Genomic DNA, 18,566 nt, shown 5'->3' on the forward strand with positions numbered 1-18,566 from the left:
TAATATAAAACAACGGAGAGGGAGAGAGACGATGAAATTAATATGGAAGATAATTAGCAACGCGATCTCATTTGTTTTATTTGCATTGATGGTTTTTTTAGCTTTTGTAGTTATTTCTTCAAAAGCAAGCGGTGGTGATCCGACAGTGATGGGATATCAATTTAAGAGCGTTCTTTCAGGATCAATGGAGCCGACGTTTTTAACAGGATCAATCATTGCAATAGAACCAAACAAAGATGGTTCTAAATATCAAAAAGGTGATGTTATTACCTTTAAAGAGAAAGATCAAAAAATTATCACTCACCGTATTATCGGTGTGAAAGATACAAATGGAAAAGTAATTTATGAAACAAAAGGGGATAACAACAACGGACCAGATTTAGAGCCAGTACTTGCAGAAAATGTAGTTGGAAAGTATGCAGATATTACAGTTCCGTATGTTGGTTATTTACTGAATTATGCGAATTCAAAAGCGGGAGCAGCATTACTTCTTATTATTCCAGGAGTCTTTTTACTTGGTTATTCCGCGATTTCTATTTTTGGTGCTATTCGTAGCATTGACGGAGAAAAGAAAGATAAAAAAGTAGAACAATCCGTCTAGTTCGTTTGGTTATACTTTCCGTTTAGGAAGTTAACAAATATATATTAAGGGGATATGGACATGACTTTAAAGAAAAAATTAGGAATGGGTATTACATCAGCGGTATTAGGAGCAGCTTTAGTTGGTGGAGGAACATTTGCATTTTTCAGTGATAAAGAAGTGTCAAACAATACATTTGCGGCTGGAACACTGGATTTAGCATTAAATCCATCAACGGTTGTTAACGTATCGAATTTAAAACCTGGGGATACAATTGAAAAAGAATTTAAACTAGAAAATAAAGGCTCTTTAAATATTAAAAAGGTTCTACTGAAAACAGATTATAATGTAGAAGATGTAAAGAAAGATAATAAAGATGATTTTGGTAAACATATTAAAGTAACATTCTTAAAAAATGTAGATAAACATGAGACAATTGTGAAACAAACTACTTTAGATAAATTAAAAGGTGACACACTTACAGCTGTAGATAATGATTTATCGGCTTGGTTCTGGGATGAAAAAGGTATTTCAGCAGGTAAATCCGATAAATTCAAAGTGAAATTTGAGTTCGTTGATAATGGAAAAGATCAAAATCAATTCCAAGGTGATAAGTTACAATTAAATTGGACGTTTGATGCACAACAAACAGCAGGTGAAGAAAGATAATAATAAAAAGGGCTATCACATGGATAGCCCTTTTTCTATTTTTCTAGTATTTGTCTATCAATTTTAATAGTTCTTTACTATAATATAGGTAATGTTCTGTATAAAGAACGTAACGTTCGATGGGAGAGATTAAGATGCTGAAAAGACCGCGTAATTTTAAAAAGATGCTTATATTGCCGTGTATGTGTTCTATTACGTTTTATTTAGGATCTCAAATTATGACGCATACAGAAGCGGCGTTCATTCATGAAACGAAAGTAGAAGCGACGCTTTCTACAGCAATTATATTTCCGAAAACAGTTAATACGTTAAAAGAGCAATCTGAAAAACATAAACAGTTTATTGAGCGTGAGTATGGAACGATGAAGGGGAAATCGAAAGCAACTTCTATTGAAGAAATAAAACAGGCGATTTCTGTATGGCAACAAGGGCGTGAGAAAATTGTTGCTGAGAAGGAAGCCCTGCAAAATGTATATACTGAAATAGAAGCTCCTTACAATCAAATACAAGAAGAATTAAAGGTAAATAAAGATGAGTCGATGCAGCAAGTGTCCATATATGTAAATGAAGGCTTCCGCAGTATCAAAGAGAAGCGTGACTATATTGAGAAAGAAATTAGCTTGAAAGCTATTGATGAGCAAATCCAGGCTCTTCAGCAACAATTAAACGTTGCAATTGAAGCGGAAGGACAAAAGAAAGCCGAAGAACAAAAGAAAGCCGAAGAACAAAAGAAAATAGAAGAACAAAAGAAAGTAGAGGAACAAAAGAAAGTAGAAGAACAAAAGAAAGTAGAGGAACAAAAGAAAGTAGAAGAACAGAAGAAAGTAGAAGAACAAAAGAAAGTAGAAGAACAGAAGAAAGTAGAAGAGCAAAAGAAAGTGGAAGAACAGAAAAAAGTAGAAGAGCAAAAGAAATTGGAAGAACAGAAAAAGCTAGAAGAGCAGAAGAAAGCGGAGTAACTGCTTTAGTGAAACAGCCAGAAAATAAGAATGTGGTGTAAGAGAGAGCGAACGAATAAGCAAGACTAGTAATATTTATACGAGTGTGAGGGAACGTTAGCCCTCACCTCTTTGTTTTTCTTTTTTCTTATAGTATTAAATGATTTGAGTGTGAAAAAAGTTATAAATTATCATTATTTTTTCTGAAAAGTCTAAATAATATTGAGAAATAAAAATAACTGAAAATATTAATAAATATGTGTTGTGTTTATATAGGTTTGTTCGTTATAATGAACATAAGGTTTTTAAAAAAGAACACATATTGGCTAAGCTAATATAGTTTTCTTTACATCTCTTATTGAAAAATAAGTGATAAAAATATAAAAAAAGCTAGGGGGAATTGATTGTGAGTCTGAAAAAGAAATTAGGTATGGGAGTTGCATCAGCAGCATTGGGGTTAGCTTTAATTGGTGGAGGAACATTTGCATTCTTTAGTGATAAAGAAGTATCAAACAATACATTTGCAGCTGGGACGTTAGACCTTACATTAAACCCTAAGACGCTTGTAGATATTAAAGATTTAAAACCAGGGGATTCTGTTAAGAAAGAGTTCTTATTACAAAACAGCGGTTCGTTAACTATTAAAGACGTTAAATTAGCAACAAAGTATACTGTTAAAGATGCAAAAGGTGATAATGCAGGTGAAGACTTTGGTAAGCACGTTAAAGTAAAATTCCTTTGGAACTGGGACAAACAAAGTGAGCCTGTATACGAAACAACTTTAGCAGACTTACAAAAAGCTGATTCAGATCTTTTAGCTAAAGATATCTTCGCTCCTGAGTGGGGAGAAAAAGGTGGATTAGAAGCTGGTACAGAGGATTATCTATGGGTACAATTTGAATTTGTAGATGATGGAAAAGACCAAAATATCTTCCAAGGTGATACATTGAATTTAGAATGGACATTCAATGCTAACCAAGAAGCTGGGGAAGAAAGATAATAAAAAAGGCGGGTATCCCCCGCTTTTTTTTATAAAGAAAAAGAAGTGCTGGTTGTAAGCACTTCTTTCTATTATTATTTTTGATTTTGCTTCCACTTTGTAAATTCAAGAAATTCACGAAATTGTTCTTTGGAGACACCAGAGTTCATTGCATCTTTAACGAGTTGTGTCCATTCGGAGTCTAGGTTAGTTTCCTTTGTTGTTTCATCATGAAGTAAAGTATCAACTGGAATTTGTAGAACTGCTGCGATCTTTTCAAGAAACTGAATGGAAGGGTTTTTTTGTAAATTTCGTTCTATAGAACTAATGTAAGATTTAGCAACGCCAGCTTTTTCGGCAAGTTCAGTTAATGAAATACCTTTTTGTAAACGAAGGCGTTTTATACGTTCTCCAATCATATTTGCGCACCTTTCTATCAATATGTAGTTGTCTTATGATGTCATTATTATAACATAAACTTCGTTAAAAAGAACAAACCTATTGAGCCTGACTGGATGGCTTCATACGTTGGAAAAATTGCTCGATGTCTTGCATGGCGATACCAGCATCTAGAGCTTCAAGTATTAAATCAATCCATTCTTGATCCAGTGCGTCTGTCTTATCTTTGTACAAATGTAATTCCTCCCTAATTATCGGTCATAATTGCTGCTACAGAATACATGATAATGCAATCGGATTTTGTGTTTTATATAGTGAATTATCAAATATTGTGTAGATGAAACAAAGATAAAATCCCCATTAAACTCCCTCTATGGAAATTATAAATTGTTCGATAAAAACTTTCAATATTTTCAGAAAACATTGTTGAATTGTGATATATTCGTATGCTAACTATGAAATTTTTACAAATATATTAAAAATATTACATAATATGACTAAATATTGAAAAAATATTGAATTTTTAATAAAATTCAATTTGTAATACATATTATTTATTAGGGGAGGAAATATGGGATGAACAAGAAACCGTTCAAAGTTTTGTCATCAATCGCTTTAACAGCTGTATTAGGCCTTTCATTCGGAGCTGGCACTCAATCTGCATATGCTGAAACGCCTGCGAATAAAACAGCTACGAGCCCAGTTGATGATCACTTAATTCCGGAAGAACGTTTAGCAGATGCGCTAAAAAAACGTGGGGTAATTGATTCGTCAGCTTCAGAGAAAGAAACAAAGAAAGCTGTCGAAAAGTATGTAGAGAACAAAAAGGGTGAAAATCCTGGGAAAGAAGTACCGAATGGGGATCAACTTACGAAAGAAGCATCTGACTTTTTAAAGAAAGTGAAAGATGCGAAAGCAGACACGAAAGAAAAATTAGATAACCCTGCAACAGGAACACCTGCAGCGACAGGACCAGTTAAAGGCGGATTAAATGGTAAAGTACCAACATCTCCAGCAAAGCAAAAAGCGTATAACGGTGATGTGCGTAAAGATAAAGTACTCGTTTTACTTGTAGAGTACGCTGACTTTAAACATAACAATATTGATAAAGAGCCTGGCTATATGTATTCGGAAGACTTTAATAAAGAACACTATGAAAAAATGTTATTCGGTGACGAGCCATTCACGTTAGATGATGGAAGTAAAATTGAAACATTTAAACAATATTATGAAGAGCAATCTGGTGGTAGTTACACTGTAGATGGAACAGTTACAAAATGGTTAACAGTTCCTGGTAAAGCTGCTGATTACGGTGCGGATGCTGCTAGCGGTGGTCATGATAATAAAGGACCAAAAGGACCACGTGATTTAGTAAAAGATGCATTAAAAGCAGCTGTAGATAGCGGTCTTGATCTATCAGAGTTTGATCAATTTGATCAATATGATGTAAATGGTGATGGAAATAAAAATCAACCAGACGGTTTAATTGATCACTTAATGATTATTCATGCAGGTGTTGGACAAGAAGCAGGTGGTGGTAAGTTAGGTGATGATGCAATTTGGTCACATCGCTGGACAGTTGGACCAAAACCATTTGCAATTGAAGGTACACAAGCGAAAGTTCCATATTGGGGTGGAAAGATGGCAGCGTTCGACTACACAATTGAACCAGAAGATGGGGCTGTTGGTGTATTCGCACATGAATATGGTCATGATTTAGGTTTACCAGATGAGTATGATACACAATATAGCGGAGATGGTGAACCAGTTCAAGCTTGGTCTATTATGAGTGGCGGAAGCTGGGCAGGTAAAATTGCTGGAACGACGCCAACAAGTTTCTCACCACAAAATAAAGAGTTTTTCCAAAAAACAATCGGTGGTAATTGGGCAAATATCGTAGAAGTAGATTATGAGAAATTAAATAAAGGTATCGGCCTAGCAACATATTTAGACCAAAGTGTTACGAAATCTAACCGTCCGGGTATGATTCGTGTTAACTTACCAGATAAAGATATAAAAACAATTGAGCCGGCATTCGGAAAACAGTATTACTACAGCACAAAAGGTGATGATCTTCATACGAAGATGGAAACACCGCTGTTCGATTTAACAAATGCAACGACTGCACAATTTGACTTCAAATCATTATATGAAATTGAAGCAGAGTATGACTTCCTTGAAGTACACGCTGTAACAGAAGATGGTCAACAAACGTTAATTGAAAGACTTGGTGAGAAAGCTAATAGTGGAAATGCAGATTCGACAAATGGCAAATGGATTGACAAATCATATGATTTAAGCCAATTCAAAGGTAAGAAAGTAAAATTAACATTTGATTACATTACTGATGGTGGTTTAGCATTAAATGGTTTCCTACTTGATAATGCTTCATTAACAGTAGATGGTAACGTAGTATTCTCTGATGATGCAGAAGGTACATCACAATTCAAATTAGATGGTTTTGCTGTTTCTAACGGAACAGAGAAGAAGAGCCATAACTATTATGTTGAGTGGAGAAACTATGCTGGTTCAGATAACGCGTTAAAATTTGCTCGTGGTCCAGAGTATAACAGTGGTATGGTCGTATGGTATGCAGATTCAGCTTACACAGATAACTGGGTAGGTGTACATCCAGGACACGGATTCCTAGGTGTAGTTGATTCTCATCCAGAAGCAATTGTAGGAACTTTAAATGGTAAACCGACAGTGGAAAGTAGTACACGATTCCAAATCGCTGATGCGGCGTTCTCATTCGATAAAACGCCAGCTTGGAAAGTTGTATCTCCAACGCGTGGAACGTATACGTATGATGGTTTAGCGGGTGTACCGAAGTTTGATGATTCTAAAACGTATATTAATCAACAGATTCCAGATGCAGGACGTATTTTACCGAAGCTTGGTCTGAAGTTTGAAGTAGTAGGACAAGCTGATGATAATTCTGCAGGTGCTGTTCGTTTATATCGTTAATACTGTGAAACTACCGAGAGATTTTCTTTCGGTAGTTTTTTTGTGAGCAATGAATTTTATATAGCTGAAAAAGTCATATATAATGTAACTTTAAGAATAGAAATTTGTTATATATGAAGTCTATATAAATAATGAAAGAATTGGATAAAAATAGTGGGAGAAGGTGAGTGAATGAGTATTTCCTCTATTGTAAGTAGGCAAAAGGAATATTTTTTAAAAGGTCATACGAGAAGCATCGAAATGAGAAAGAATAATTTGAAGAAGCTTTATGAAGGCATTCAGCATTTTGAAGAAGAAATATTTCAGGCATTGAAATTAGATTTAAATAAGTCAGTTCACGAGTCGTTTACAACGGAAGTTGGATATGTATTAAAAGAAATTTCCTTTCAATTGAAACATATGTCATCGTGGAGTAAACCGAAGCGAGTTCGAACAGCACTGACTCATTTTGGATCAAAAGGAAAAGTAGTGCCAGAACCGTATGGTGTGACGCTTATTATTGCACCGTGGAACTATCCTTTTCAATTAGCAATTGCACCACTTGTAGGAGCATTGGCAGCTGGAAATACAATCGTTTTAAAGCCGTCAGAGTTAACGCCAAGCGTTTCAAAAGTGCTTAAGAGAATGCTAGATGAATTATTTCCAGAAGAGCTTGTAGCGGTAGTAGAAGGTGGCGTTGAAGAGAGTACATCTTTGCTGAAGGAACCGTTTGATTATATTTTCTTTACTGGTAGTGTTAGCGTTGGAAAAGTTGTAATGGAAGCAGCAGCGAAACAGTTGACGCCGCTCACTTTAGAACTTGGCGGGAAAAGTCCTTGTATTGTACATAAAGATGCAAAGATAGAGATGACAGCAAGAAGAATTGTTTGGGGTAAGTTTTTAAATGCAGGGCAGACGTGTGTAGCGCCTGATTATATGTACGTGCATTCTTCCGTGAAAGAAAAGCTAATTGAGGCACTGCGACATGAAATTACAGAGCAGTATAGTAAAGAACCTTTGAAAAATGAAAATTATGTGCGTATTGTAAGTGAGCGTCATTTTGAACGATTATGTGGATTTTTACAAGATGGTCAAGTCGTAATTGGTGGAAACTATGAGAAAGATACATTACATATTGAACCGACAGTGCTAGCGGATATTACATGGCAAGATGCTGTTATGGAAGATGAAATTTTTGGTCCGATTTTACCAATCATAGAGTACGACAATATAGAAGATGTAATTGGCACAATCCAGCAACATCCGAAGCCGTTAGCGTTATATGTATTTTCTGAAGATAAAGAAGTACAAAAGAAAGTGACGAGTAATATTTCATATGGTGGAGGCTGTATTAATGATGTTGTCTATCATCTTGCCACGCCATATTTACCTTTTGGGGGTGTTGGAAGTAGTGGATTAGGGGGTTATCATGGGAAAGAAAGTTTTCGGACTTTTTCACATTATAAAAGCATTTTAGCCCAATCTACAGCATTCGACATGAAAATTCGTTACTCTTCTACAAAAAGTGCTTTAAAATTCATACGAAAGTTGTTAAAATGATGATGGTGTTTATCAGTAGGCGTAGCCGTATGATAAAAGCCCCTTCGCAATGGAAGGGGTTTTTCTGTTCGACGTTATGTATCATGCGAAAATGAATCAAACATACTACATAAAGAATAGAAACGAACGCTTGCTAAATAACCATTTTTGTTTGGATCGAAACAAAAAATAGTCTATAGAACATAAATATTTATTCATGAATATAAAAATTTAAAATTTAAGGTAGATAGGACGGGAAAATGAAAAAGATTATTAAAGTTGAAGCAGTTGAAAAACATTTTGGAAATCAAGTGATTATCCCACCTCTTTCTTTAGATATTAAAGAGGGAGAGTTTTTAACAATTTTAGGGCCGAGTGGCTGCGGGAAAACGACTTTACTTCGTATGATCGCAGGATTTGAAACTCCAACTAAAGGGAATCTTTTATTAGATGATGAAAGAATTAACGATTTGCCGCCATATAAACGTCATATGAACCTAGTGTTCCAACATTACGCACTATTCCCACATATGACAGTAGAGAAGAATATTTGTTTTGGTATGAAAATGCAGAAAGTATCAGCAGCAGAGCAGAAAGAGCGTGCTGAAGAGGCAATGCGTTTAACGCAGTTACTTGAGTTCCGTAATCGTAAACCTGCGAAGCTTTCTGGTGGACAACAGCAGCGTGTTGCAATTGCAAGAGCGATTGTAAATAATCCGCGTGTATTACTATTAGATGAGCCACTTGGAGCGCTTGACTTTAAGTTACGAAAAGACTTGCAACGTGAATTGAAAAACTTACAACGTAATTTAGGAATTACGTTCATATACGTAACGCACGATCAAGAAGAAGCAATGAGCATGAGCGATCGTATCGTCGTTATGAATAAAGGACATATCGAACAAATCGGAACACCGAAAGAAATTTATAATAAGCCAAAAACATTGTTCGTTGCGACATTCATCGGTGAAAATAATATTGTGAAAAACGGGGAAGGCTATGTAGCAATTCGCCCTGAAAATGTAAAAGTACGTTCGGTTGAAGAACCAATTTTAAAAGAATACCATCTTGGACATATTGAAGATATTGAGTTTGTCGGAAATATGGAGAAGCTTTATGTACGTGATGAGAAAACATCAGAATTACTAATGGCATATCAAACTGCTGAAGAGGCAGCGCAGTGGAGCATTGGAGATAATGTATATGTAGGCTGGGAGCAAGAGGACGAGGTGACCTTAAATTGAAAAAAGGGAAATTACTCGCACTACCTACAGTCGCGTGGCTGTTAATTTTCTTCCTAATCCCGCTCATATTCGTATTAGGATTCGCCTTCATGCAGCGCGGAGCTTACGGGACAGTAGAAATGCAATTTACGCTGGAGAATATATCCCGTGTGTTTGACCCATTGTACTTAGGAACGTTATGGGAAACTGTTAAAATCGCAGTTATTACGACAGTAATATGTTTATTAATTGGTTATCCGTTTGCTTATACAATTACAATTGTTGACCGCAAATACCGCTCTATTCTTTTATTATTGGCAACGATCCCGTTTTGGATTAACTTTCTTGTTCGTTCATACGCATGGATTGTTATTTTACGTTCACAAGGTCTTGTGAATACGTTGTTATTAAAGCTTGGCATTATTAGTGAACCGTTAAATTTATTATATAATACTCCTTCTGTAATACTCGGAATGGTCTATTCTTTATTACCATTTATGATTTTACCAGTGTATGCAGCAATTGAGCAGCTGGATAAGCGTAAGCTAGAAGCGGCTTATGATTTAGGAGCAACACCAATAAAGGCATTTTGGAATATAACAGTGCCGATGACGATGTCAGGAATTGCGACTGGTTCTATTTTAGTATTCGTTTCTTCTATCGGAATGTTTGTTGTATCAGACGTGATGGGCGGATCGAAAGTAGCATTAATCGGAAACGTTATTCAAAACCAATTCTTAGGTGCACGTGACTGGCCGTTTGGATCCGCGTTATCGATTATCGTTGTTCTATTCTCTGTTCTGTTAATTTACTTATATTATCGTGCAACGAAAGTATATAAATATAATGAGAACGGAGGCGAATAGGCAAAGATGAAGAAGTTTTTAGTTTCCTATTCTTGGTTAATTTTGTTATTCTTGTATTTTCCAATGATGGTTTTAATGGTCTATTCTTTCAACGACTCTCGCATTAATGCGGAGTGGGAAGGTTTTACATTCCATTGGTATACAGATTTATTTCAAAAACAAGATGTTATTGATGCATTTGTAAATAGTATTACGATTGCAGTTATAACAACGATTGTGACAACGGTACTTGGTGTATTCTTTGCAATTGCTTTACATCGTTATAAATATCGTTTCGAAGGGGCTATTAATGGCCTTGTATATTTACCAATTTTAATTCCGGATATTTTAATGGGATTATCTTTACTAATTCTTTTCAGTCAGTTAGGAATGGAACTTGGACAAACAACGATTATTATTGCACATATTACATTTAGTATTTCGTTTGTTGTTGTTATTTTAGCTGCGCGTCTTTCAAGTATGGGACGTGACTTAGAAGAAGCTGCAAATGATTTAGGAGCAACCCCTTGGCAAACGTTTCGTTATGTAACGTTCCCAGCAATTGCACCGGGAGTTATTTCAGCAGCATTATTAACATTCACATTATCAATTGATGATTTTGTAATTAGTTTCTTCGTATCAGGACCAGGATCAACAACATTGCCACTATACATTTACAGTATGGTTAAGCGCGGAGTATCACCAGAAATTAATGCTCTTTCTACAATTTTAATTGTTGCTATCGTAGGATTAATGGTTCTATCTGAAATCTTCCGGAACAAAGGTGCAGATGGTGAAGAAAACTCTGGAGGACACCTTCCTTTATAATACGAACGATATAGAAAGTACAAGGGGGTAATAAATCGATGAAATTAATGAAAAGAATAGCTGGCGCAGCAATTAGCTTTAGCCTTGTTGCTGGTGTGCTTGCTGGTTGTGGTGAAAAGAAAGAAGAATTAAATATTTATAGCTGGGCTGACAATTTTGATGAGCAAGTGCTAAAAGATTTTGAAAAAAAGTATAATGTGAAAATTAACTATGACAAGTACGCAAGTAATGAAGAAATGCTTGCAAAATTACAAGCTGGTGGTGCAAAGTATGACTTAATCCAGCCGTCTGATTACATGGTTAAAACAATGGCGAAAATGGACTTATTAGCGCCGTTAGATAAAAAGAATATCCCAAATATCGAAAACATGGTTTCTAATTTCAAAACACCTGCGTTTGATCCAGAGAATAAATATTCTTTAGTGTACACTTGGGGTGTAACAGGGATTGCATACAATAAAAAGTATGTGAAAGAAGCACCTACAAGCTGGGCTGACTTATGGAATGAGAAATATAAAGGACGTGTAACGTTACTAAACGATTCTCGTGAAGTATTAGGAATGGGTCTTAAGAAGCACGGGTTCTCAAACAGTACGAAAGACGATGCACAATTAAAGACAGCAGCAGATGATTTAAAGAAGCTGCTTCCAAACTTATTAGCATTTGATACAGATAACATTAAACAAAAATTCATTACAGAAGATGCTTGGATTGGAACAGTTTGGTCTGGAGATGCAGCATTTATCGCAAAAGATAATAAAGATGTAGAATATGTTGTACCAAAAGAAGGCGGCACAATTTGGGCTGATACGTTAGCAATTCCAAAAGGTGCAAAACATAAAGAGCTTGCTGAGAAATTTATGAACTACTTACTAGATGAAAAAGTAAGTGTGAAAAACTACGAGTCAATTGGTTACAGTAATCCAAATGAAAAAGCTCATCCTCTTCATAGTAAAGAATACCGTGATAATCACATGATCTTCTTAACGAAAGAAGAGTTAGATCGTACAGAATGGCTTGTTGATGTGGACGATAAGTTAAAAGATTATGATCGTTACTGGACAGAGCTAAAAACAAAAGGTAAATAAGTAAGGAAATGCGGTTTCTAAAGTAGAAATCGCATTTTTTCATAGTAGGAGGAAATCGTTTGAAGAAGTTACATCAGTATGAGGTAATGTGTATCGGTTTGTTATTTGCTGTATTTGGTATTGTTGCTTGGCGCGTACATGCAGGTGGCGTTACAGTGATGGATACATATGTCCGTGGATTAGTAAGAGGGCTGCAAACGGAAAGTTCTCTTACATTTTTCTCGTACTTTACAAAATTGGGATCAGCAATTGGGATAGTCGCTACGCTCGTTATAAGTTTGCTTGTTTTTTGGAAGAAGCGTTATTATGCTGCGATGATTGTATATCCAATGGGAATTTTAATAACACATCTTGTGAATAAAGGGATAAAAGAGATTGTAAAGAGAGAACGTCCGTCATTAAATGAAGCGCTAGATGCACTTGGATATAGTTTTCCTAGTGGACATGCAATGCTATCGATTATGACATTTGGATTTCTTACTTATATCATTGCTGCTAATTTGAAAAGCGTAGCTGGGAAATGTGTCACAATAATTTTGATGGGTATAGTAATTCTATCGATTGGATTAAGTAGAGTCATTTTAAATGTACATTACCCAACTGATATTTTAGCTGGTTACTGCGTAGGTGGTATTTTGTTAATTATCGCGATTTACTACCATCGTTTACTTACTGAGAGATTAGGGCTTAATAAAGAGAGATAGAAAGACGTCTGGAAAAACTATCATTATAGTTTTTCCAGACGTTTTTTGTTTATATCAAGATGTGATACAGTATAAGTGACAATTGAATCATTTAAAGTAGGTGAAAATGTGTGAAGACAAATGTACATAAAGTTGATAAGTGGGGGAAGTTAGGAGCCTTTTTGTATCAGTCTCGTTATACAGTAATTGTAGCGCTACTGTTGCTCGCAATCGCACTTGGGATTTTTGCTCCAAAGCTACCGGGAGTATTAGGTGGCGATGGTTTCCAAACGGAAGGCGACTATCAAAAAACAAAAGAAATTTTAGATAAAGATTTTAAGAAGTCTCAAGATACGCTTCTGCTCGTTTTTGAGAAAAATAAAGATGTTTCGCATGAGGAATTTAAAAAACGAATAGATGAAATTGTAAAGAATGTTCAAGAGAAAGAGAACTATGAATCTTTCCATCACCCAATCCAAAATAAAGAAATGCTACAAGATGACATCGGTTATGCGACAATTTTATTTTCCGGGAAAACAAATAAAGAAAGAATGGAAAAGACATTACAATTTGCTGATGAGATTGAGAAAGAAAGTAATGTAGCATTAAAATTAACACCTACAGGATTTCCGAAAATTAATCAAGAGATTAATGAAAGAACGCAAAATGATTTAAAAGTAGCAGAAATGGTTGGATTACCAATTGCGTTTCTTGTATTACTATTTTCGTTTGGGAGTCTTTTGGCATCAATTTTACCGATTTTGAATGGGGCGCTTAGTGTTATTAGTACGATGGGGATATTGTATTTCATCGGTGTTGATAAAGAACTATCTATTTTCGTGTTAAACGTTGCACCGATGATTGGACTTGCATTATCTATTGATTTTGCGCTATTATTTGTGAACCGTTTTCGAGAGGAAGTTGCTAAACGAACGGTAAAAGAAGCGATAGCAATTACATATCAAACGGCAGGACATGCGATTGTATTTTCAGGATTATGTGTATTTGTTGGGTTATCCGGTTTGTTTTTCTTTAAGATAGATTATATTCAATCTGTAGCGATTAGCGGAATGATTGTTGTCATTATGAGCATTTTATTCTCACTCACACTTCTTCCAGCACTATTATCGTTAATAGGTAAAAGAATATTAAAAAAGAATCAAGTAGCACATACGCCGGCAAAAGCATGGCGTAAATTTGCACAATTTGTGATGAAACATCCAATTGCAATGATTATTGTTGTTACAACATTTATTGTTATTTGCTTATTACCGTTACGTACAGCTAATTTGCAGTTCCCTGGTGTTGAAGCTTTACCTGAAAAGAGTGATACAAGAATTGCATATGAAAAGTATGAAGAAGCATTTAATGAAACTGTCAAAACACACGCTGATGTTACGTTAGTTGTAGAGACGAAAAAAGATATGAAAGAAAAAGAAAGTCTACAAAAGATAGAAGAAGTCGTTCAAAAGTTAAAAGATGATAAGAAAGTACATGAAGTAAGAAGTTTATACGACGGGTTAACTGGAATGAAAGTAGATCAAGTTGTTGGAATATTACAGTCGCCAGAATCAGCGAAACTAACTCCTGTATTTGAAGCATACACGCAAGGGAATAAGACGACGATAGAAATCTTTTTGAAAACAAAACCACGTACAGAGACTGCAAAACAGTGGGTGCGTGACTTTAAAAAGAACTATAAAGAAACGGATGTTACTTATTATCTAGGAGGAATGACGACATTTCAACAAGAATTAGAAGATGAAATTAAAGATAAAGTAGTAATTGGTATGTCTGTTATATTTGGATCGACCTTTGTTATATTATTATTTGCATTCCGATCTATACTCATTCCAATTAAGGCAATTGTTATGAATATACTTAGTTTAAGTGCAACTATTGGAATTGTTGTTTGGTTATTTGAAGGTGGTCATTTCGGTTTAGAAACGAGTCCGGTTCTGTTTGTCTTACCAATCTTCATTTTTGGCCTCGTATTTGGGCTTAGTATGGATTATGAAGTATTTCTTATTTCACGTATTCATGAGCTCTATGAAGAAACAGGAGATAACGATCAAGCAACGTTAGAAGGGCTCGTTTCAACAAGTAGAATCATTACATCAGCTGCTTTAATAATGATTGTTGTAACTGGTGCATTCGCATTTACTGATATTTTACCAGTAAAGCAGATGGGTCTTGGCGTTGCGTTAGCAATATTTCTTGATGCAACAATTATTCGTCTTATGCTCGTACCAAGCTTAATGAAGTTATTTGGAGACTGGAACTGGTGGTTACCATTTCGAAAAAAACGAGAAAAATCATTGTAAAAAATGCTCATCATATTGATGAGCATTTTTTATGAATAGCAAAGCCTACATTTTGCAAATAGTATGTGATAAGAACATTACATAATAAGTAGGTGAAGGCAATGTTTCGTTATTTTAAGTTTAAGTTAAATGATACAGTACAGTTTGCCGAGAACGATGGGCATATGTATCGCATTGTCGGTTATCGGTTAGAAAAAGGATTTTATCCAAAAGATGAATGGACTCATATCATTTATGAACTACTTAGAGAATTTGACGGGTATACGATGGATGCAGAAGAGGAAGAACTTGTAAAGGTCGTTCAAGTAGAGGATGAGTATTACAAAATACAAGAAGTATCAGGTTATCGCTATCCAGTAAAAATGAAACAAAAACAACAAGTGATGAAAATAGAAAAGATGGACGATTTATTAGATGCTTACAATGATTATAAAAGGTTGGCGGATTTCTTTAAGGATTTATCGTATGAACAAAAAGCTGAAGAAGTATTGTTAGAAATGAAAAGACTTAGAGCTTGAGGGGCAGTCTATTATAAGACTGTCCTCTATTTTTGACGGTGCATCAAAGTGTGTTTTCCGTTACAATGAGAGAATCAATAGAAATAAGGTGATAAACAGTATGGAAACAAAGAAAAAGGGCGAATGGTGTGAAATTACCGTTCCAGCTAAATGGAATGGTATAAGTATTGAATCGGTATTAAAAGTAGAATGGGAAATACCGAAAAAGCTATTACATCAGCTTCGTATGGAAAAAGGTGTTACGGTTAACGGGGAACAAAGAAGATGGAATGAGCTTTTAAAAGAGAACGATAAGTTACAAGTCCATATGTTTGCGGAGGAAGAGTACGGTGTAGATCCAGAATATGGTGAATTACATGTAGTATACGAAGATGATCACGTACTTATCGTAAATAAACCAGAGCAAATGGACACACACCCTGCTGAAAAAGGTGGAACCGGGACGCTTGCAAATCTTGTTGCTTTTCATTTTCAAATGCAAGGTTTAGAGACGAGGGTGCGTCATATTCATCGTTTAGATAAAGATACGACAGGTGGTGTCGTGTTTGCTAAGCATAGAATTGCTGGTGCAATTATGGATCGTCTATTAATGGAAAGAAAAATTAAAAGAACGTATGCTGCGCTCGTTGAAGGGAAAGTAAAGAAGAAACAAGGAAAGATTGATGCTGCTATCGGAAGGGATCGCCATCATGCTACAAGGCGTCGTATTTCTCCAAAAGGTGACCAGGCTATCACATATTATAAAGTAGAAAAGTATTTTAAGAAGCAAAACACGACTTTCGTAACGTTACAATTAGAAACGGGTAGAACACATCAAATTCGTGTTCATATGAGTCATAATGGTAATCCACTAGTTGGGGATGTATTATATGGTGGACAAACAAAATATATGTCCAGTCAAGCATTACATGCGATGAAGATAAATTTCTTGCATCCAATTACGAAAGAAGCGATTGAAGTTGATGTGCCGTTTCCTGCAAAGTTAAATAATAAAATAAAAGAATTTCAAAAAGAAAATGCGTAAAGTATAAGTTTTAACTTGAAAAAAGTAGATTTTTGCAGGGATTTCTCTACAAGAAGCGAAGCCGTTAAGAGAAAAGAGAGGTGAGAATCACTTGATCAAATATAAGTATGTACTTGGAATATTTTTCGCTTGTCTTTTACTTACTCTATGTCTTTATCCCTATTTACCAAATCGTATGGCAGTACATTGGAATGTAAATGGTGAGCCAAACGAGTTTATGAGTAAACAAGTTGTTGTAGCATTTATTCCCTGTTTTATTATTTTTTCATATGGATTTTTGTATATTATTTCACATAATATATTTAAGTTTAATGAAAGAGAGCATGGTATTATAGGCGGATTTATAAAGAAAATTACGTTATTTATGTTGTTTATTCATATGCTTATCCTCTTTATTAATTTTGGGGATTTGATATCCTTTCAAACAGGATTAACGATTGGGATTAGTATGTTTCTTTTTATGCTGAGTAAAGAATTTAAGAAAATAAAAGGCAAAGAAAAAGACCCAATTAAATTACAAAAAATTCGTTTAGTGAGTAGACGGATTTTTCAAGTGATGGCATGTGGCATATTGTTTTCATTGTTTTTGAACTTAGAGTGGGGATTTTATGTATTGCTTAGTGTAATAAGCTGTGGATCTATGTTGTTTATGTTATATATTTTCTATTCATACATAATAGAAAGCTATGAAACTTAAAAAAGAGTCTTCTCATTATGAGAAGACTCTTTTAATCTATTTACTTCGTAATAAATTGTTGTGTCCAGTAGTTGCCGCTTTCTACATAACCAACACCGATATGAGTGAAGCCGTTATTTAAGATGTTTGCACGGTGTCCAGCGCTGTTCATCCAAGCTTGTACTACTTCTTCAGGTGTACGTTGGCCTTGAGCGATGTTTTCACCTGCAGATGTATAAGAAATGCCAAATTTCTTCATCATGTCAAACGGAGACCCGTATGTAGGGCTGTTATGATCAAAGTAGTTGTTTTTTTGCATATCTTCAGACTTAATACGTGATACTTTGCTTAATTCAGTATCGATTTTTAGTGCTGGTAAGCCTTGTTTTGCACGCTCAGCATTTGTTAATTCAACAACACGTTGTTCAAACTCGCTTAAAGATTTTGCTTCTTCAGCAGGCTTTTGCTCAGCAGGTTTTTGTTCAGTAGGTTTTTGAGTATTGTTGTTTTCAGCAGGTTTTTGAGCTTCTGGTTTTTGAACTTCTTCAGCAGGCTTTTGCTCAACTGGTTTTTGTTCAGCAGGCTTTTGAGTTTCTGGCTTAGCAGTTGGTTGCTCAGTTACAACATTTTCAGTAGGTTGTTGACCAGGAATGAAGCAGTTTGGTTGGAAGTTTCCTTGTTGCCATTGTGCTAATGATTCAACGCCCATAGATTGTAAGAATGCTTGTAATTCTTGTTGGCTCATTTGTTTCATCATCACTTTTGAATGCTGAATATTTTGAACCTTTAAGTTAGATGGTTGTACTGTTGCAGCTTGTGCATCTAGAGAAGATACTCCTAAAGTAAGAGCTGTTGCAGCAGCTACAGATAATAAAACACGCTTTTTCATGATGTGTGTCCCCCTATATAAAGTTTTAATTTGTTTTCACACGATTTGTTTTTGACAGCCTGTCTGACTGACAAATTCATCGTAGCATACAATTTGCGAGAAAAAAGATGGAAAAAAATTCATAGACTTTAAAATTACCTAATTTATCCTAAGAGAAGAAGGGAACAAAAATAAGAGAAATATAGAGTGTAAAAGGAATTTATAGTGTTTTTATACTTGGTTTTAAGAGGGGGTTTTTGGATAAAGTTACCTAAATAGAAAATGAAGAATCCTATTGTATCAATGGTTTGAGCGATTTTTTGAGGAATATAATGGATTGATTTTTACAAAACTGTAATGTTTCTGTTGTTCTTTTTTATAATAAAGTAACATATTTTTAATGTTGTAGCAGACAAAAAAGCGGCTATCTCTTTACATA

General features: G+C 35.1%; 18 protein-coding genes. 15 read left to right on the top strand and 3 right to left on the bottom strand.

The annotated features are described in order from the left end of the window. Nucleotides 1–31: 31 nt before the first annotated feature. The 4 genes from sipW to calY all read left to right on the top strand — a co-directional run bounded on the left by sipW (nucleotide 32) and on the right by calY (nucleotide 3,187). Complete coding sequence (sipW, locus tag ACTFRH_RS02845; RefSeq protein ID WP_000767791.1) at nucleotides 32–601, top strand: signal peptidase I SipW; 570 nt, start codon at nucleotides 32–34, stop codon at nucleotides 599–601. Between the two features lie 60 nt (nucleotides 602–661). Further along, nucleotides 662–1,249 carry a CalY family protein gene (locus ACTFRH_RS02850; RefSeq protein ID WP_000172854.1) on the top strand — a complete coding sequence of 196 codons (588 nt, stop codon included), beginning with the start codon at nucleotides 662–664 and terminating at the stop codon, nucleotides 1,247–1,249. A gap of 134 nt (nucleotides 1,250–1,383) precedes the next feature. Continuing rightward, entirely contained in the window at nucleotides 1,384–2,208 is an 825-nt protein-coding gene (locus ACTFRH_RS02855; protein WP_000919963.1) for a DUF4047 domain-containing protein, read from the top strand. Nucleotides 2,209–2,593: 385 nt separating this feature from the next. Next, entirely contained in the window at nucleotides 2,594–3,187 is a 594-nt protein-coding gene (gene calY, locus ACTFRH_RS02860) for a biofilm matrix protein CalY (RefSeq protein WP_440048771.1), read from the top strand. Between the two features lie 74 nt (nucleotides 3,188–3,261). Here calY and ACTFRH_RS02865 read toward each other — a convergent pair whose 3' ends face one another. Both ACTFRH_RS02865 and ACTFRH_RS02870 read right to left on the bottom strand, forming a co-directional pair. Further along, nucleotides 3,262–3,585: a helix-turn-helix domain-containing protein gene (locus ACTFRH_RS02865; RefSeq protein ID WP_000578885.1), complete on the bottom strand. Its 324-nt coding sequence runs from the start codon at nucleotides 3,583–3,585 to the stop codon at nucleotides 3,262–3,264. A 79-nt stretch (nucleotides 3,586–3,664) separates the two neighbouring features. Next, the gene (locus tag ACTFRH_RS02870) at nucleotides 3,665–3,799 is read right to left on the bottom strand and encodes an anti-repressor SinI family protein (protein WP_000276219.1); all 135 of its coding nucleotides are present in this window, start codon (nucleotides 3,797–3,799) and stop codon (nucleotides 3,665–3,667) included. A 342-nt stretch (nucleotides 3,800–4,141) separates the two neighbouring features. Here ACTFRH_RS02870 and inhA1 point away from each other — a divergent pair, with 342 nt between their 5' ends. The 11 genes from inhA1 (at nucleotide 4,142) to ACTFRH_RS02925 (ending at nucleotide 17,280) form a co-directional block, all read left to right on the top strand. Then, entirely contained in the window at nucleotides 4,142–6,532 is a 2,391-nt protein-coding gene (gene inhA1, locus ACTFRH_RS02875) for a M6 family metalloprotease immune inhibitor InhA1 (RefSeq protein WP_046945123.1), read from the top strand. A gap of 171 nt (nucleotides 6,533–6,703) precedes the next feature. Further along, on the top strand, nucleotides 6,704–8,071 hold the full coding sequence (locus ACTFRH_RS02880) for an aldehyde dehydrogenase (RefSeq protein ID WP_000028374.1): 1,368 nt from the start codon (nucleotides 6,704–6,706) through the stop codon (nucleotides 8,069–8,071). Between the two features lie 239 nt (nucleotides 8,072–8,310). Beyond that, a complete protein-coding gene (gene potA, locus ACTFRH_RS02885) occupies nucleotides 8,311–9,294 on the top strand; it encodes a spermidine/putrescine ABC transporter ATP-binding protein PotA (RefSeq protein ID WP_000720333.1) in 984 nt (327 codons plus the stop codon). Further along, nucleotides 9,291–10,139: a spermidine/putrescine ABC transporter permease PotB gene (gene potB / locus ACTFRH_RS02890; RefSeq protein ID WP_000715490.1), complete on the top strand. Its 849-nt coding sequence runs from the start codon at nucleotides 9,291–9,293 to the stop codon at nucleotides 10,137–10,139. The genes potA and potB overlap by 4 nt, the downstream gene beginning before the upstream one ends. Nucleotides 10,140–10,145: 6 nt before the next feature. Then, nucleotides 10,146–10,946: a spermidine/putrescine ABC transporter permease PotC gene (potC, locus tag ACTFRH_RS02895; protein WP_000714192.1), complete on the top strand. Its 801-nt coding sequence runs from the start codon at nucleotides 10,146–10,148 to the stop codon at nucleotides 10,944–10,946. Nucleotides 10,947–10,984: 38 nt separating this feature from the next. Further along, on the top strand, nucleotides 10,985–12,034 hold the full coding sequence (gene potD, locus ACTFRH_RS02900) for a spermidine/putrescine ABC transporter substrate-binding protein PotD (protein WP_000772487.1): 1,050 nt from the start codon (nucleotides 10,985–10,987) through the stop codon (nucleotides 12,032–12,034). A gap of 86 nt (nucleotides 12,035–12,120) precedes the next feature. Next, nucleotides 12,121–12,738, top strand: a complete 618-nt coding sequence (locus ACTFRH_RS02905) for a phosphatase PAP2 family protein (RefSeq protein ID WP_003300478.1) — start codon at nucleotides 12,121–12,123, stop codon at nucleotides 12,736–12,738. Nucleotides 12,739–12,848: 110 nt separating this feature from the next. Then, complete coding sequence (locus ACTFRH_RS02910) at nucleotides 12,849–15,041, top strand: MMPL family transporter (protein ID WP_440048770.1); 2,193 nt, start codon at nucleotides 12,849–12,851, stop codon at nucleotides 15,039–15,041. Nucleotides 15,042–15,142: 101 nt separating this feature from the next. Next, complete coding sequence (locus tag ACTFRH_RS02915) at nucleotides 15,143–15,559, top strand: hypothetical protein (RefSeq protein WP_000490301.1); 417 nt, start codon at nucleotides 15,143–15,145, stop codon at nucleotides 15,557–15,559. A 100-nt stretch (nucleotides 15,560–15,659) separates the two neighbouring features. Further along, a complete protein-coding gene (locus ACTFRH_RS02920) occupies nucleotides 15,660–16,583 on the top strand; it encodes an RluA family pseudouridine synthase (protein ID WP_000448352.1) in 924 nt (307 codons plus the stop codon). 91 nt (nucleotides 16,584–16,674) lie between these two features. Then, entirely contained in the window at nucleotides 16,675–17,280 is a 606-nt protein-coding gene (locus tag ACTFRH_RS02925) for a DUF1648 domain-containing protein (RefSeq protein ID WP_000598994.1), read from the top strand. 40 nt (nucleotides 17,281–17,320) lie between these two features. On the opposite strand, the gene ACTFRH_RS02930 is transcribed toward ACTFRH_RS02925, so the two are convergent. Then, on the bottom strand, nucleotides 17,321–18,148 hold the full coding sequence (locus tag ACTFRH_RS02930; protein WP_000747586.1) for a CAP domain-containing protein: 828 nt from the start codon (nucleotides 18,146–18,148) through the stop codon (nucleotides 17,321–17,323). Nucleotides 18,149–18,566 lie beyond the last annotated feature (418 nt).

The sequence above is a fragment of the Bacillus cereus group sp. MYBK216-1 genome, from assembly GCF_051916495.1.
Taxonomy (GTDB): Bacteria; Bacillota; Bacilli; order Bacillales; family Bacillaceae_G; genus Bacillus_A; species Bacillus_A thuringiensis_K.

Bases quoted from the DNA above. Each gene is read 5' to 3' on its own strand.
- sipW (WP_000767791.1), top strand. From the start codon at position 32: ATGAAATTAATATGGAAGATAATTAGCAACGCGATCTCATTTGTTTTA.
- ACTFRH_RS02850 (WP_000172854.1), top strand. From the start codon at position 662: ATGACTTTAAAGAAAAAATTAGGAATGGGTATTACATCAGCGGTATTA.
- ACTFRH_RS02855 (WP_000919963.1), top strand. From the start codon at position 1,384: ATGCTGAAAAGACCGCGTAATTTTAAAAAGATGCTTATATTGCCGTGT.
- ACTFRH_RS02865 (WP_000578885.1), bottom strand. From the start codon at position 3,585: ATGATTGGAGAACGTATAAAACGCCTTCGTTTACAAAAAGGTATTTCA.
- inhA1 (WP_046945123.1), top strand. From the start codon at position 4,142: ATGAACAAGAAACCGTTCAAAGTTTTGTCATCAATCGCTTTAACAGCT.
- ACTFRH_RS02880 (WP_000028374.1), top strand. From the start codon at position 6,704: ATGAGTATTTCCTCTATTGTAAGTAGGCAAAAGGAATATTTTTTAAAA.
- potA (WP_000720333.1), top strand. From the start codon at position 8,311: ATGAAAAAGATTATTAAAGTTGAAGCAGTTGAAAAACATTTTGGAAAT.
- potC (WP_000714192.1), top strand. From the start codon at position 10,146: ATGAAGAAGTTTTTAGTTTCCTATTCTTGGTTAATTTTGTTATTCTTG.
- potD (WP_000772487.1), top strand. From the start codon at position 10,985: ATGAAATTAATGAAAAGAATAGCTGGCGCAGCAATTAGCTTTAGCCTT.
- ACTFRH_RS02905 (WP_003300478.1), top strand. From the start codon at position 12,121: ATGTGTATCGGTTTGTTATTTGCTGTATTTGGTATTGTTGCTTGGCGC.
- ACTFRH_RS02915 (WP_000490301.1), top strand. From the start codon at position 15,143: ATGTTTCGTTATTTTAAGTTTAAGTTAAATGATACAGTACAGTTTGCC.
- ACTFRH_RS02920 (WP_000448352.1), top strand. From the start codon at position 15,660: ATGGAAACAAAGAAAAAGGGCGAATGGTGTGAAATTACCGTTCCAGCT.
- ACTFRH_RS02930 (WP_000747586.1), bottom strand. From the start codon at position 18,148: ATGAAAAAGCGTGTTTTATTATCTGTAGCTGCTGCAACAGCTCTTACT.